The organism is Qipengyuania sp. CAU 1752, from assembly GCF_054482615.1.
In genome coordinates this window covers 24,239-38,935 of sequence record NZ_JBTLRE010000002.1, presented here as the reverse complement: position 1 = coordinate 38,935, position 14,697 = coordinate 24,239, and the positions used below count along the sequence as shown (strand labels likewise).

Here is a 14,697-nt window from a genome sequence, read left to right as displayed (position 1 = left end):
CGATAGGGGCCGCAGGGGGCAGCCGGTTGGGCTGCGCGGTTCAGGGGGCGGGGGTGTGTATTCCCTGTAAGAAGAGAGATACATGTTACTCGAAAGAATGCCGACCATATTGGTTGGCCGGAGCTTTGTTCACTCGCTTCGATTTGAAATTTTGTTGGTATGCGTCGTCGGCGTCCTCCTACCGGCGGCGATCCTCATCGCGCCCCGGCTCCCGCTGCTGGCCGACAGTCTGCGGCTCTACGCCCCCTCGCTGACCGGCATTCTCACGCGCGGTGATCTCAATTCACTCGTCGGTGCAGGGTCTTCGGCGCTCGTCACGATCATGGTTCTGCGCCGCTTCCGGCTCTATCCCGGCACCGCACTGGCACGCTCGATCCTGCCGGTCCTTGCTTCCTGCTATGGCGCATTCCTCCTGCTCGTAGTCCTGTTGCGGCTGGAGTACTCGAACAAGGTCTTGATCGGCTGCTTCGTCGCCACGCTGGTCGCGCGCTATGCTTTCGAATCCTTGCGCATCCGCATTGGCGAAATGGTCTACTACCTCGTTCCCGGGGGGCGCAGCGATGCGATCCGGGCGCTCGACAAATTGCCGGTAGTCCCTCTCACTCGGCCGCGGCTGGTCAACTACTTGCCCGGCGCGCTCATCGCCGACCTGCGCGCTGACCATCCGCCTGAGTGGGAGCGGCTGATTGCCGAGGCCGCGATCGCCGGCTGGCCGGTCTATCACTACAAGCAGGTGTGGGAAGCCCAGACCGGTCGGGTCCGTATCGATCACCTGTCGGAAAACAGCTTCGGTGCACTGGTGCCGAGCTTGGCTTACCAGAAGTTCAAGCGACTGGTCGATCTGTGCACCTGCCTGCTCGTTCTCCCGATTGTCGTGCCGCTGATGGCGCTGACCGCCCTCCTCATCAGGCTCGACGGTCCGGGTGCGATCTTTTTCCGCCAACGACGCATGGGTTTCCGCGGAAAGGTCTTCGACGTCATCAAGTTCCGCACCATGTCCGAGACCAATGACGGCGAGGACCGCGCCCGCTCGGTGACGCTGAGCGACGACCAGCGGATCACCCGCGTCGGTGGTTTCCTGCGCCGGACCCGGCTCGACGAACTGCCCCAGATCATCAACATCTGGCGCGGCGAGATGAGCTGGATCGGCCCGCGGCCGGAGGCGGTCAGCCTCTCGACCTGGTATGAGCAGGAGATCCCCTTCTATCGCTACCGCCACATCGTCCGTCCCGGGATCACCGGCTGGGCGCAGGTCAACCAGGGCCATGTTGCCTCTCTCGACGAGGTCACCGCCAAGCTCCAGTTCGACTTCTACTACGTCAAGAACCTCTCCTACTGGATTGATATCATCATCGCCTTGCGCACTTTGAGGGTCGTCGTCTCCGGCTTCGGAGCAAAGTAAATGATGATGCATGCAATGGTCTTTTCCCGGCTCCGGCATTTCCACTTTAGCGCGCGGAGTTCGTTCGGGTCGCATCTCGATTGTCCACGCGCGGCGACGCACTTCCGGGCACCCTATTTCGGGTGCGTCGCCAAATTTCTCGCGGGGGACGCACGATGACCGCCGCTGCCACCGCGCCCTGGTACGCCGCCCAGGTCAAGCCGCGCCGCGAGGCGCTCGCGCTTACGCATCTCGAGCGGCAGGGTTTTGTCACCCACTGCCCAAAGGTCGAACGCTGGCGCCTGCGCCGCGGCCAGAACGTGCGCGTGACCGAGCCGCTTTTCCCCGGCTATGTCTTCGTGCGCGGCGAGCAAGATCGCCGCTGGCGCTCGATCAACTCCACTATCGGCGTGGCTCGCCTGGTCACCTTCGGCGATTGCCCTGCCCCCGTTCCCGCGGGATTTGTCGAGCGGCTCCAGCACCTCGCCGGCGGCACCGGCAACGTCAGCTTCGAAGAAAAACTTGCTCCGGGTGACAACGTCCGCGTCATTGGCGGCCCCTTCGACGATATTTGCGGCACTCTGGCCTCGAGCAGTGCGCAGGACCGCGTCATCGTACTCCTGCAGATGCTCTCGGGCGAGACCCGCGTCACCCTTCCCCGCGCCCGCCTGGTGGCAGCTTGACTTTCCTTTTCACCTGCCTCCAGTGTGGGCTTGACCAGCCGGGTTCACCTCGTTAACCATTTGCGTTCACGCTTGAACATTGGGGGTCGCATCCCGCATTCAAGACAGGTTTTCGGCCAGGAACGCGCTTCCCGTCCGGTGCGGTAGCCATGCCAGTCAACATTCCACCTGATCCTAATACCATTCTCCATGAGCGCGCCGCGCTCGAATGCGAGTTGCTCTACCTGCTCGAGCTCGAGCCAGGTCTGACCCAGCGCGCGCTGGCCCGCCGTTCCGGCATCAGCCTCGGCCGGGTCAACGCCTGCCTCAAGCAACTGGTGCAGAAAGGCTGGCTCGCGCTCGAGCCACTCCCCAGCCCGCGCCGCCGGAAATACGTCGTAACACCTGGCGGCCTCAGCCACCGCGCGCAGACCGCGCCGGTTCACTTGAGGCGCAAGCGCGCCGAGCACGAGTGGCTCCGGCTCCACATCGACCTGATCGAGCGCGACCTCGCGCGCCGGGGTTGAGGAGGATCATGCCCGCTACCGTTTCGCTAAATGAGCGTTTTCTGCGCGCTCTCGCTTCCGCTGCTTGACGTGTTTTGTGTACGCTATCACATCGTTGCTCGTGCGCGGCTCGGCCTCATGCAGCGCAGCGATAGGGCAACTAAAACGATCTTTTATCTGCGCTAACGCCTTCGGCTACATGAGCGCAATCCGGCCTCAAGCAGCCGCAGGCGATAGGCCACGCAATATAGTCGGTGTTATATAGTCGGCGTTATCGCGCGTGGGGTCGGGCAGCAGGCATCTCGAACTGAATTCTTATACGCGGGCATTGCCCTTGCCGGAGGCATCCGGGCGGCGGCGCCTGCGCTCTTAAAGCCAAGACATGAGAACCTAGAAAATATGTGCGGAATTGTTGGAATACTGGGGCGCAGCGACGTCACCGAGCGCGTCGTTGAAGGCCTCTCGCGGCTCGAGTACCGCGGCTATGACAGCGCGGGTGTCGCGCTTATGGACGAGCACGGTACGATCGCGATCCGCCGCAGCGTCGGCAAGCTCCAGAACCTGCGCAGCGCGCTGGAATCAGCGCCGCTCTCAGGCCTCTTGGGTATCGGGCACACGCGCTGGGCGACGCATGGCGCGGCGACCGAGCTCAATGCGCATCCTCACAGCACCGCGAACGTCACGCTGGTCCACAACGGCATCATCGAGAACTACGCTGAGCTTCGCGCCGAACTCGAGGCCGAGGGCGTGGTTTTCTCCTCGGACACCGACACCGAGGTCGCCGCGCAGCTGCTCGAGCGGTTGCTCGGGGCAGCCGACAGCCTCGAGGCAGCGTTCGAGCGCCTGCTCGGACTGATCCATGGCAGCTACGCGCTCGCGGTAATCTTCGCTGGCCGGCGCGACGTGATGTTTGCCGCGCGCCATGGCAGCCCGCTCGCGATCGGCTATGGCGAGCTTGCCGAGGATGGCACCTCGGAAATGTTCATCGGCTCTGATGCGCTCGCGCTCGCCCCATTCACCGACCGCGTCTCCTATCTCGAGGACGGCGACTGGGCGGTGGTCCGCGCGGACCGCGTGGTGATCCGCGATGCCGCGGGCAGCGAGGTCGTTCGCGACGTTGTCACGGTACCTACGTCCATCGCCTCGGCCGAGAAGGGTCCCTTTAGGCATTACATGCTCAAGGAGATCCATGACCAGCCGCAGACGCTGGCGCAGCTACTGCCGAGTCTGATCGATACGCATGAGTTCACGCTCAAGCCGTTCCTGCCCGATCTCGACTTCAAAGCGATCGACAAGGTGACGCTGTTCGCCTGCGGCACCGCGCATTACGCCTGCCACGTCGCGAAGTACTGGTTCGAAGAGATCGCCGGTATCTCCGCCGAGATCGATATAGCCAGCGAGTACCGCTACCGCCGGCGCATCCACTCCAAGCGCGAACTGGTCATTGCGGTGAGCCAGTCGGGCGAGACCGCCGATACGCTTGCTGCGCTCAAGGACGTGAAGGGCAGCGTTGCTGGCCGGCTCGCGGTCGTGAACGTCCCGACGAGCTCGATAGCACGGGAGGCCGAGTATGTGCTGGATATCGAGGCAGGGCCCGAGATTGGGGTGGCCTCGACCAAGGCATTTACGGGCCAGATGTTGGCGCTTCTCGCTTTGACGCTGAAGGCAGGAAGGGAGACTGGGGCTCTCCGCGAAGAAGAGGCGTGCAATCTCATACGCGATCTCGTCACTCTTCCGCGGGTGGTGAGCGAGACGATCGCGCTCGAGCAGAGGGTCGAATTGCTCGCGCATGAAATTGCACCGGCCAAGGACGCAATCTTCCTGGGGAGGGGTATCCACTACCCTATCGCACTTGAGGCCGCGCTGAAGCTCAAGGAGATCAGCTACATCCATGCAGAAGGCTATGCCGCTGGTGAGCTGAAACATGGGCCTATCGCACTTGTAGACCGCGAGTTACCGGTCATCGTCTTCGACAACGAAGGTGCTCTGCAGGAGAAGACGCTTTCGAATGCCGCGGAGGTCAATGCTCGCGGCGCCCGCGTTTGGCACGTCGGTAAAGCGGCAGCAGCAGACGTGGTCCTTCCGCCCTCCGGCGCGGTGGTGGCGCCCTTCCTCCATGCTGTCGTTGCTCAACTGCTCGCCTATCACGCGGCGTTGGCTAAGGGCACCGATGTCGACCAGCCACGCAATCTCGCGAAATCGGTAACAGTTGAATAGGCACTCGGTCTCCGCGCCATCAGGCGTAAATCCGCTCTAATAGTTCCAATGAAATTCATTCTTACGGTCAATTCCGCCTGGAACATCTGGAATTTCCGGCGGCCTTTGGTCAACGACCTCATAGCCAGCGGCCATGAGGTCATTATATTGACCCCGCACGATGAAAGTGTTCCACGCCTCGAGGGACTGGGTTGTACGCACATTCCTCTTTCGATGAGTGCGAAGGGCTTGAATCCGTTGGAAGGTGTTCTGCTCTTTCGGCAGATGCGTGCAGTCTTTCAGGAAGTCGGACCCGATGTCATCCTGAGTTTCACGATCAAGAACAACCTTTCCGGCGCCTTGGCTGCGAAGTCCTTGGGCATTCCGTTCTTGCCGAACGTGACGGGCCTCGGCACGGCATTTTTGTCTGGAGGACTTCTCGAAAACGTTGCGATGATGCTCTATCGTCAGGCTTTTAGGGGCTTGCCCGTGGTCTTCTTTCAGAACGAGGATGACCGCAATTTCTTTGTAGATCGACGGATCCTACGAACTTCCCAATGCCGGCTGTTGCCTGGATCCGGGATCGATCTCGAACGCTTCGAGGCGGCTCCCCTCCCTGCGCGAGATTCTGATCCCGTCTTTCTCATGATTGCGCGGCTTCTGCGGGACAAGGGTGTCTTCGAATACGTCAAAGCGGCGCGCACGGTAAAAGCGGTGATGCCCCAGGCACGTTTTCAACTGTTGGGCGCTACCGATGCCGCCAATCGTACGGCCATAGGGCGCGACACTGTCGCTGCATGGGAAGACGAGGGTCTGATCGAATATCTCGGAACGTCCGATGATGTCCGCGTGGAAGTCAGCGCCGCCCATTGCGTGGTTCTGCCGTCCTACCGCGAAGGCGCTCCACGAACCTTAATTGAGGCGGCGGCAATGGCCCGACCGGTTATCACCACCGACGTTCCAGGATGTCGGGCAGTAGTCGAAAATGGAGTTACCGGGTTTTCCTGCCAGGTCCGCAGCGCCACGAGCCTTGCCGAAGCGTGCCTCAAATTCCTTCAGCTCGCGGCGACCGCTCAAAGACAAATGGGCGAGGCGGGCAGGGTGAAAATGGAGCGCGAGTACGACCAACGTTTCGTCGTCGAAGCTTACCGCGACGCAACACACGAGCTTCTGAAGCATGCGAAGGAAACACCTGCACTCGCCGCCAGCTAAATTGGATAAAAAGACGTGAAAAGAATATTCATTACAGGAACCGCGGGGTTCATCGGATTCCATCTTGCCAAGCTTCTCCTTGTCGAGGGGTTCGTCGTTCACGGCTACGACGGCATGACCGACTATTACGACGTCAATCTTAAGCGCCGTCGCCACCAGATGTTGCTGCAAAATGCGAACTTCGCTGCGACCGAGGGGATGCTCGAGGACCAGGAACTGCTCGACCGAGTGGTCGATGACTTTGCCCCCGATGTGATCGTGCATCTCGCAGCCCAGGCGGGCGTACGGTACAGCCTCGAGAACCCGAGGGCATACCTCGACGCCAATGTGATCGGTACCTTCAATGTGATGGAGGCGGCTCGTCGGCTGGAGGTCGAACACCTCCTGATGGCGTCGACCTCATCGGTTTACGGCGCCAACGAAGAAATGCCCTTCATCGAAACCGAGAAAGCCGACACGCAACTCACGATTTACGCGGCCACAAAGAAGGCCAATGAAAGCATGGCGCACGCCTATGCCCATCTTTGGGATCTCCCGACGACGATGTTTCGCTTCTTCACGGTTTATGGTCCATGGGGCAGGCCTGATCTCGCGCTTTACAAGTTCGTAGATGCCATTCTCGATGGCCGCCCAATCGATATCTACAATCACGGGGAAATGTATCGTGATTTCACCTACGTGGACGACCTCGTACGTGCGATCCGTTTGTTAATTGACGTTGCTCCTGCTCGTCCGGAGGACGGTGAGGTTGCCGAGGGAGACAGCCTGTCGCCGGTAGCGCCTTACCGCGTGGTCAACATCGGGAACTCGGACAAGGTTCGTCTTCTCGACTTCGTCGATGCAATCGAGGGCTGCCTCGGTCGAAAGGCCGAGCGAAATTACATGGGAATGCAGACAGGCGACGTGCCCGCGACGTGGGCCGACGCTGAGTTGCTGAAAAAGCTGACGGGCTATCAGCCGCAGACCGACTTCCGAGACGGAATCGCTAGTTTTGTCGAGTGGTACAGGGAATATGCAGGAAAATGACTTCTGAGTTGGAAACCATCGCCGTCATCGGTCTGGGCTATGTGGGCCTGCCTCTTGCGCTCGAGTTCGGCAAAAAGCGGCCTGTCGTTGGCTTCGATGTAAACGCCGCCAGAATTGACGCACTGCGTAAAGGCCATGATGCCACGCGCGAGGTGACAAAAGATGAATTGAAAAGCGCGAATCATCTCACTTTCACCATGGATCCCGCCGATTTGGCTGCCGCATCAATTTTTATTATAACGGTCCCCACGCCTATTGACGCTCACAAGAAGCCCGATTTGAGCCCGCTTTTGAAAGCATCAGAGGCCGTCGGACGTGTTTTGAAGCGCGGCGATATCGTGATTTATGAAAGCACAGTTTATCCAGGTGCGACTGAGGAAGACTGCGTACCCATTCTCGAACGCGTGTCTGGCCTTACCTTCAACGTGGACTTCTTTGCGGGTTACTCACCCGAGCGGATCAATCCCGGAGACAAGACCCACCGCCTGCCCAATATTCGTAAGGTGACTTCCGGATCCACGCCCGACGTGGCAGAAAAGGTGGATCGACTCTACGCCAGCATAATTACTGCCGGCACGTTCAAGGCTGAAAGCATCCGCGTCGCCGAGGCTGCGAAGGTCATTGAGAATACTCAGCGCGATTTGAACATCGCGCTCATCAACGAGTTAGCGATCATCTTCAACAAGATGGGTATAGACACTGAGGCTGTATTGGAGGCCGCAGGTACCAAGTGGAACTTTTTGCCGTTCCGGCCCGGATTAGTTGGTGGGCACTGCATTGGAGTCGACCCCTACTATCTCACCCATAAGGCTGAAGCCATAGGCTACCACCCGCAAATCATCTTGGCCGGCCGAAGGATCAATGACGGAATGGGCGCTTATGCGGCGAGCCAGATGATCAAGGCGATGTTGAAGCGTCGCATTCACGTGGAGGGATCGAAGGTCCTAATCCTTGGGCTGACCTTCAAGGAAGATTGTCCTGATGTACGCAACACCCGCGTAGTCGACATTGTTAGAGAGTTGCGAGAATATGGAGTGCAAGTCGACCTGCACGATCCATTGGTTGATCCAGTAGAAGCGCAGTGCGAGTACGATCTGACGCTAGTTGCTGAGCCAAACCGAGATACCTATGATGGGGTCGTCTTGGCGGTCGCCCATGATACTTATCGCAAAAAAGGAGCAGAGAGTTTGCGTACCTACGGGCGGGCCGAACACGTTTTTTGTGATCTGAAAAGCGTTTTTGAAAAAGAGCAAAGCGATCTCAGGCTTTGATCTTGTGACATTTTCGCTAACATTTTTACATGTTCGCTCAAAAAAATGTTCTCATTCTCAAAGGTTTCGCCAGCTGGCGTGGCGCAGCGCAGGTTCTACTTGAACCGTTCGTACCAAGGCCTAGTGGTCGTCCCGATGATCTGGCGCGAGCTGGATAATTTCTCGTCCGGATTGGTCCGCATGGTTCTGGCATCGAATGGCTGTCGGCGATGAACAAGCCTGCCTTTATCGAAAAAGACCACCGTTACCGGGCGGACATCGATATGCTACGCGCCGTCGCGGTCGTGTCGGTGGTCCTGTTCCATGCGGGCTTATCAACCGTCTCCGGCGGCTTTGTCGGTGTCGATATATTCTTCGTGATTTCCGGGTATCTGATATCCAAGCATCTTATCGAGGAAGCAAAAGACACCGGCTCCGTCAGCATCCTAAAGTTCTATCAAAGACGATTGCGGCGCATCGGCCCATCTCTACTTACTGTCTTGGTGACGACGACGCTCGTTTCTCTGCTACTGATTTTCCCATTTCAATTTACCTCCTACCTCGAAAGCCTTCTGGCTTCGCTGAGCTTCGTCTCGAACATCTACTTCTGGACACAGTCCGGGTATTTCGCGGCGCAATCCTCTACCGTTCCGCTGCTGCACACGTGGTCCTTGGCCGTCGAGGAACAGTTTTACATCATCGTTCCCCTGTTGATCCTGATCTTCGCTCGGCGGATGCGACAGCTGACGACCGTTATTTGGCTCATAGCGGCGACTTCGCTGGCATTGTCGATTTGGCAGAGCGGTCTCCGGCCCGGTGCGTCCTTCTACCTGTTGCCGACTAGGATGTGGGAGCTGGTGACGGGAACCATCGTTGCGCAGCTCGTGCTAAGCCGGAACCGGTTTCTCGACCTTTTACCTCCGACGCTATGGGCCGCGAGCGGCTTGCTCCTCATCGGCCTTTCGCTGTTTCTCATCGACGAAAGCATGGCTTTCCCAGGAGCGGTTGCTCTCTTGCCCTGCATTGGGACAGCAATGGTCATTATCGCCGGTCGCGACAATGTGCCGGCGATCAGCATGGCCTTATCTTCAAGACCTGTGCTGCACATCGGGCTAATATCCTATTCGCTATACCTCTGGCACTGGCCGGTCATCGTGTTCTGGCGGTTTCTCTTCCCCGATAATGACGGCTGGCAGTATAGCGCAGCGGTCATCGCCTTGTCATACGTCCTAGCGGCCCTGACCTGGAAATTCGTGGAGCTGCCGACCCGTTCTTCGAAGACGAGCCTAAAAAAGATCGTCTTGAGCCTGGCTGCAGGCGCGACGGCCATGGTATCGGTCGCGGCGGTCGGCCTCGTTACCGCCGGCCTGCCGGTGCGCTTTGCGGATAGCGTCGTCAGATATGCCGCGGCCGCGAACGACCTCATCAAGGTGCCCGGCAATTGCCGGTTCGGAATGCAAGAATGCCAATTGGGTAAGGAAGGCCGCTACACCAAGGCGTTGATCGGCGATTCACATGCCGGAGCCCTATCTCGGGCCTTCGACACGGTGTGGGCCGAGCGCGGACAAACCGGCCTGCTACTTCATCAGAACGCCTGCCCCTCTCTGTTGGGGTACCGGCCCGAGGGTAGGTCCGCGATCTTCGCCGATCGGTGCCTTGATCGCAACACGGATGGATTCCGGAAGCTGGCCGGGGACCGCAATATCGACGAAGTGTTTCTGGCCAATTCGAATTACGGTGAGATCACATCCGAAGACCTTGCCCGCACAATTGAATTCTTCCACGCAGCTGGAAAACGCGTCACCGTCGTGCACGGTTTGCCACTCTCCCGCAACTTGGATAGTGTACCGATCGGTCTCGCGCGTTCCGAAGCGTTCGGCCTTGCCGGGCCGGTGCTACGCATTCCCGACGAGCCGATCGAAGGGTTGAAAGAGAGATATCGTGATAACACAATCCGTTTCGTCGATCTTTCCCGCCTTTTTTGTGACGAAAAAGCCTGCAAAGCGCAGATTCGCGATGACCCAATATTTTCAGACGGCTTGCACATTACCGCGCGAGTAAGCGACACGTATGTCACCGAATTTCTACGTTCTGAAATATGAGGGGAGCGCACCGCTTTTCAGGCTGGACTGGGTTCTGCCACAAACTGACTCGGCGTCCGGCCTGCCGATTGTATCAGCGTGAATATACCGGCTCTCGATTGGGCTTGTCGGGCACTCGTTGTAATCCTGGGTCGGACGCAGCATGGATCCTTTTGCTGGCTGGCTGCCCTTCGTTGGTCATCGGAGATGTTCGTCAATGGCAGGATTAGCGCGCGCTTTCGCCATCCTCGGCGCCGTTTCCGTCATCGGCACCATGACACAGGTAGGCAAAGGCAAGCTCGGTGCGGTCCTTCTCGGGGCAGCGGGCGTCGGGGTGCTCAACCAGCTGACGACCTTTTTCGGGCTTCTTCTTATATTCTCAGGTTTCGGCTTCTTCAACGGGATGATACGACGCATCACGCTGGCCGTGAAGGAAGGGGGAAACCGGGAAGCCCGCGCTCAGATGAACAGCGTCGCATTGTTCTTGGGCGCAGCTTCACTGGTCATCGCCGCGGCGGGCCTATTGGCCTCCGCTACCATTTCGGACCTTCTGTTCACTGACGACGGCCGAAGGGCACATTTGGTGGCGCTGGTGATCCTGGCCGTTCCTATCGCTGTCCAGCAGCGCATCTTCCGGGCCTATCTCAATGCCACGCGCGACCTCAAAGCCATCTCCCGCGCCCAGATCTTCGCGGATTTATCGAGTGTCGGCATTTTCGCCATCGGCGCATGGCAGTTCGGCATCTGGGGCGCGATCGCCGCATTCGTCGGAATGCACGCCCTGCTCCTGCTGGGCATGGGACTGTTCGCCGTCCGCTCCGGCGGATGGGGACTGGCGTTGCCTGATCCGCGCCGATTTGCCTGGTCCGAGATCGGGTCGAACTTCGGCTACGGCATAAACCTACTCATCATGGCTTCCGCCGCTTCGGGAACGGCCATTGTGATCGGGCGCATGATCATATCCAATTACGACCTCGCCCACGCCGGCATATTCGCCGTCGCCTTCAAGGTCGCCACGGTCTATTTGGGCGCTTTGGGCGCGACCGCAGGCAGTTACTACTTTCCCACTCTCGTCGGACTTGAGAATCGCGAAGATCTCGAGCAGGAGGCAAATCGCGCCGTCGCGCTCTATATGGCCGTCCTCCCGCCTGTGATGATCGGGCTGATCGCGCTGGGAGACATCGTAATCCCGCTCCTGTTCAGCGAGGAATTCCTGCCCGCCGTTCTGGTGATGGCGGGGCTGCTCCTGGGCGATCTGTTTCGGGTGACGAGCGAGGCAATGGGATTGACTCTCCTCGCACAGGAAAAGCTTGTGCATTATACCGGACTCTTCCTTCTTTACACGGCCGGTTTCATCACTGTGTCCTGGATACTTTTACCGGGCTGGGGCCTTGTTGGAGTGGCCATCGCGTATATCGCGATGAGGGCATTGGACTTCGTACTCGTGCTCGGTGTCTGCCGCAAATTGCTCGGGATCAGGCTTAACCGAACAGGTGCGTGGCCTTTCGCACTCGCAGTGCTCGCCGTCGCTCCGATTGCTCTTGCGCAATTTCTCGGAGCCTCGCTTCCCTTGAAGCTGGTTCTTGCTTTGGCTGTCGGGATTGCTTGGCTCGTGCTGAGCTGGAACCTGTCGGAATTTGCCGCCCTTCGCGAAAAGGCCCTCCGGCGACTAAAAAACCGATGACCTCACATTCGTCACCATCAAGTACCCTTCGAGCAAGGTTGTAAGCCGGACTATGTCGTCATGAAATTCATTTATCGGGTCGCAAAATTTCTGGGACGGGCCGAATGGTTGAGGCTGGGGGTACGCCGGCGGTTGGTGAAGTTTCTTGCACCGCCCGACGAGGTCGAGCCAGCCGGTTTCGAAACGAGCTTTCGTGGCGGAATGTATCGCGGTGACATCGCCAACATGCAGGAATGGCATGTCTACTTCTTCGGCGGTTACGAGCTGAAGGAACTCGCTTTGATCCGCGATGTGCTGAGCGCGATGGATTGCCCGGTCGCGCTGGATGTCGGCGCCAATTTGGGGGGGCATACTTTGGTAATGGCCCGGCATGCCGCTGAAGTGCACAGCTTCGAACCGTACGGCCCTCTTTGCGAGCGGATCGAGAGGCAGCTGGCGCTCAACGGGCACGAACGTGTCACGGTGCACCAGGTCGGGCTGGGCGAGGCGGACAGCCAGATGGCCTATCACCTCGATACTGAATCGCGCAACCAGGGCACCGGCTCATTCCTGGCGGACCACAACGAGGGCGGCATGGTTGCCACGCTAAAGGTCGTGCGCGCCGATGATTACCTGGCAGATAGGTGCAACCGTATCGATTTCATGAAAATCGACATCGAGGGGTTCGAGGCTTCGGCGCTGGCAGGATTGGCCAACACGCTGAAACGGACGAAGCCGGTTATCATGATGGAGATTACCAAGAGTTCTCAGAAACAGTTCGAAGCGAAGGGCGGCTATGCAGCGCTAATTCCGTTCGACTACGTTCTCTACCGCGTCGAGAACCCCACTTGCCTGTTTGGAATAGTGCAACATAGTGACTACCGTCTTGCACCGCTCGAACGGATCGATGCGGAGCGCAACAGCTATAACGTGCTGATTGTGCCGCGCTCGCGACAGAAGGCCCTGGCACCCTTGCTAGCGCACCAGACATCGCACGCGAGGGCATGATGGCCGCTATTCTCAGGGGGCTGCGCAAGGCATTTTCTTCTGGCGGCAATACGTGGCGGGTGTTCTTTATCCGCGCTGCATTCCCCAATGTTTCCTTTGGCGAAGGAATTTCCATCGGGCCGGGCAGCCGCCTGCGTACCAGCGATGGCGGCGTGCTGAAATTGGGGGAGCATAGCGCGATCGATCCCAATTGCGAGCTGACCGCTAAGAACGGGCGGCTGGCGCTGGGGAAACGCGCTTTTGTCGGCCGTGGCAGCGTGATCGTAAGCCGGGAAGCGGTCACGATCGGCGACGATGCGCTAATTGCAGAATACGTGACGATCCGTGATCAGGACCACCGCTTTGGCGGCACGAAGCCGACCGCAGTCAATGGTTTCAAAACCGGCCAAATCATCATCGGCAACAATGTTTGGATTGGCGCGAAGGCGACTATCACGCGCGGCGTGACTATCGGCAACGATGTCGTCGTGGCGGCGGGCGCCGTGGTCACCAGCGATGTCGCGTCGAGCACAATCGTGGGCGGTGTGCCCGCACGTCCTATCGGCAAGAATCGCGCCTGAGAGCGGAATGCGGGTCCTCCACCTGATCGAAACGCTGGGTAGGGGCGGGGCCGAGCAATTGCTCGTTACCCTGATGCCCGCGCTTGCAGAGCATGGTGTCGAGCCGGTGGTCGGTGTGCTGAATGGCCCGTTCGACCTCCAGCCCGAGCTTGAGAAGCGCGGCATCCGCGTGATTCAGACTCCCGCCGTCGGGCGGTGGAACCTGCCTGCCGCGCATCGAATGCTGTCGTCGATCTCCGACAAACAAGGCATCGCGCTAATTCATGCGCACCTTTATTTTCCAAGCATTTACGCGGCGTACAACGCTTGGCGCGGGGGAGTGCCCATGGTCGAGACGTTCCACAATCTCGCTTATGCCGGGGCCAATCGGCGCAGCTGGAAACTAGCCTTGCGCAAGCATTTGCGCTCGAGATTGCTGAGGCGGGGCGGCGCGCGGTTCTACGGCGTTTCGGATGCGGTGGCACAGCATTATGCGCAGGCTCTAGGGCTGGATCGTGTGGAAACGCTTCCCAATGGCATCGACCTGGCGGCCATCCAAAGCACCGAGCCTTTAAAGCGTAGCGACGACGCATTGCAGATCGTCGTCCCCGGGCGACTGGTAAAGGAGAAGGGGCATGCCGATTTGCTGGCAGCATTGAGCGAGGTAAATATCGGACGATTTGTCCTGCGTTTTATCGGGGGTGGACCGCTCGAGGCGTACTTGCGTTCCCAAGCGGCGAGCCGCAAAATCCCTCTGGAAATCAGTGGTAAGGTAGACCACACGAGCTTCCTTTCGCAGATCGCCGCGGCCGACCTAGTGGTCATTCCTTCGCACCATGAAGGGTTCGGCTTGGCGGCGGCCGAAGCGATGGCTTTGGGAAAACCGATTATCGCCAGCGATGCCGGGGGGTTGGCGCAAGTGGTCGGCTCCGATGGCCTGATGTACCTTTCGGGAGACGTGGCCGCGCTGGCAGCGGGGCTTGGCAAACTTGCCAGCGATCGTTCCTTGCGCGAGGCCTTGGGCACCAGAGGCAGGCAATCGGCATTCGCGCGCTTCGGCGCGGATTCTGCGGCTGAGCGTCTCGCTCGCGATTACCGATCCTTAGCCAAAGCCGGTTGAACCCGGGCGAGTTGTCATGTCTAGAGGGTGGCTTTCGGCAGCGGACGCACTAA

General features: G+C 59.2%; 13 protein-coding genes. All 13 read left to right on the top strand.

All coding sequences use genetic code 11. The features are described 5' to 3' along the window. The first annotated feature begins 82 nt into the window (after positions 1 to 82). The 13 genes from ACXYL9_RS12715 to ACXYL9_RS12655 all read left to right on the top strand — a co-directional run bounded on the left by ACXYL9_RS12715 (position 83) and on the right by ACXYL9_RS12655 (position 14,644). The gene (locus tag ACXYL9_RS12715; RefSeq protein WP_459039936.1) at positions 83 to 1,402 is read left to right on the top strand and encodes a sugar transferase; all 1,320 of its coding nucleotides are present in this window, start codon (positions 83 to 85) and stop codon (positions 1,400 to 1,402) included. 155 nt (positions 1,403 to 1,557) lie between these two features. After that, a complete protein-coding gene (gene nusG, locus ACXYL9_RS12710; protein WP_459039935.1) occupies positions 1,558 to 2,064 on the top strand; it encodes a transcription termination/antitermination protein NusG in 507 nt (168 codons plus the stop codon). 149 nt (positions 2,065 to 2,213) lie between these two features. Then, positions 2,214 to 2,570, top strand: coding sequence for a MarR family transcriptional regulator (locus ACXYL9_RS12705; protein WP_459039934.1), 357 nt, complete (start codon positions 2,214 to 2,216; stop codon positions 2,568 to 2,570). A 378-nt stretch (positions 2,571 to 2,948) separates the two neighbouring features. Then, positions 2,949 to 4,766: a glutamine--fructose-6-phosphate transaminase (isomerizing) gene (gene glmS, locus ACXYL9_RS12700; protein ID WP_459039933.1), complete on the top strand. Its 1,818-nt coding sequence runs from the start codon at positions 2,949 to 2,951 to the stop codon at positions 4,764 to 4,766. Positions 4,767 to 4,814: 48 nt separating this feature from the next. After that, on the top strand, positions 4,815 to 5,957 hold the full coding sequence (locus ACXYL9_RS12695; RefSeq protein WP_459039932.1) for a glycosyltransferase family 4 protein: 1,143 nt from the start codon (positions 4,815 to 4,817) through the stop codon (positions 5,955 to 5,957). Positions 5,958 to 5,972: 15 nt separating this feature from the next. Continuing rightward, positions 5,973 to 6,983 carry a GDP-mannose 4,6-dehydratase gene (locus ACXYL9_RS12690; protein ID WP_459039931.1) on the top strand — a complete coding sequence of 337 codons (1,011 nt, stop codon included), beginning with the start codon at positions 5,973 to 5,975 and terminating at the stop codon, positions 6,981 to 6,983. Further along, complete coding sequence (tviB, locus tag ACXYL9_RS12685) at positions 6,980 to 8,254, top strand: Vi polysaccharide biosynthesis UDP-N-acetylglucosamine C-6 dehydrogenase TviB (RefSeq protein WP_459039930.1); 1,275 nt, start codon at positions 6,980 to 6,982, stop codon at positions 8,252 to 8,254. The genes ACXYL9_RS12690 and tviB overlap by 4 nt, the downstream gene beginning before the upstream one ends. A gap of 45 nt (positions 8,255 to 8,299) precedes the next feature. Beyond that, positions 8,300 to 8,467 carry a WxcM-like domain-containing protein gene (locus ACXYL9_RS12680; RefSeq protein ID WP_459039929.1) on the top strand — a complete coding sequence of 56 codons (168 nt, stop codon included), beginning with the start codon at positions 8,300 to 8,302 and terminating at the stop codon, positions 8,465 to 8,467. Next, on the top strand, positions 8,464 to 10,335 hold the full coding sequence (locus ACXYL9_RS12675; RefSeq protein ID WP_459039928.1) for an acyltransferase family protein: 1,872 nt from the start codon (positions 8,464 to 8,466) through the stop codon (positions 10,333 to 10,335). The genes ACXYL9_RS12680 and ACXYL9_RS12675 overlap by 4 nt, the downstream gene beginning before the upstream one ends. 196 nt (positions 10,336 to 10,531) lie before the next feature. After that, positions 10,532 to 11,998, top strand: coding sequence for an oligosaccharide flippase family protein (locus tag ACXYL9_RS12670; protein WP_459039927.1), 1,467 nt, complete (start codon positions 10,532 to 10,534; stop codon positions 11,996 to 11,998). Positions 11,999 to 12,058: 60 nt separating this feature from the next. After that, complete coding sequence (locus ACXYL9_RS12665; RefSeq protein ID WP_459039926.1) at positions 12,059 to 12,985, top strand: FkbM family methyltransferase; 927 nt, start codon at positions 12,059 to 12,061, stop codon at positions 12,983 to 12,985. Continuing rightward, positions 12,982 to 13,545, top strand: a complete 564-nt coding sequence (locus ACXYL9_RS12660) for an acyltransferase (protein ID WP_459039925.1) — start codon at positions 12,982 to 12,984, stop codon at positions 13,543 to 13,545. Before ACXYL9_RS12665 ends, ACXYL9_RS12660 begins: the two co-directional genes overlap by 4 nt. Before the next feature lie 7 nt (positions 13,546 to 13,552). Beyond that, entirely contained in the window at positions 13,553 to 14,644 is a 1,092-nt protein-coding gene (locus ACXYL9_RS12655; RefSeq protein ID WP_459039924.1) for a glycosyltransferase family 4 protein, read from the top strand. Positions 14,645 to 14,697 lie beyond the last annotated feature (53 nt).

Coding starts and splice junctions, on each gene's coding strand:
- ACXYL9_RS12670 (WP_459039927.1), top strand. CDS start 10,532: ATGGCAGGATTAGCGCGCGCTTTCGCCATCCTCGGCGCCGTTTCCGTC.
- ACXYL9_RS12675 (WP_459039928.1), top strand. CDS start 8,464: ATGAACAAGCCTGCCTTTATCGAAAAAGACCACCGTTACCGGGCGGAC.
- tviB (WP_459039930.1), top strand. CDS start 6,980: ATGACTTCTGAGTTGGAAACCATCGCCGTCATCGGTCTGGGCTATGTG.
- ACXYL9_RS12665 (WP_459039926.1), top strand. CDS start 12,059: ATGAAATTCATTTATCGGGTCGCAAAATTTCTGGGACGGGCCGAATGG.
- ACXYL9_RS12705 (WP_459039934.1), top strand. CDS start 2,214: ATGCCAGTCAACATTCCACCTGATCCTAATACCATTCTCCATGAGCGC.
- ACXYL9_RS12715 (WP_459039936.1), top strand. CDS start 83: ATGTTACTCGAAAGAATGCCGACCATATTGGTTGGCCGGAGCTTTGTT.
- ACXYL9_RS12680 (WP_459039929.1), top strand. CDS start 8,300: ATGTTCTCATTCTCAAAGGTTTCGCCAGCTGGCGTGGCGCAGCGCAGG.
- ACXYL9_RS12660 (WP_459039925.1), top strand. CDS start 12,982: ATGATGGCCGCTATTCTCAGGGGGCTGCGCAAGGCATTTTCTTCTGGC.
- ACXYL9_RS12695 (WP_459039932.1), top strand. CDS start 4,815: ATGAAATTCATTCTTACGGTCAATTCCGCCTGGAACATCTGGAATTTC.
- glmS (WP_459039933.1), top strand. CDS start 2,949: ATGTGCGGAATTGTTGGAATACTGGGGCGCAGCGACGTCACCGAGCGC.
- ACXYL9_RS12655 (WP_459039924.1), top strand. CDS start 13,553: ATGCGGGTCCTCCACCTGATCGAAACGCTGGGTAGGGGCGGGGCCGAG.
- nusG (WP_459039935.1), top strand. CDS start 1,558: ATGACCGCCGCTGCCACCGCGCCCTGGTACGCCGCCCAGGTCAAGCCG.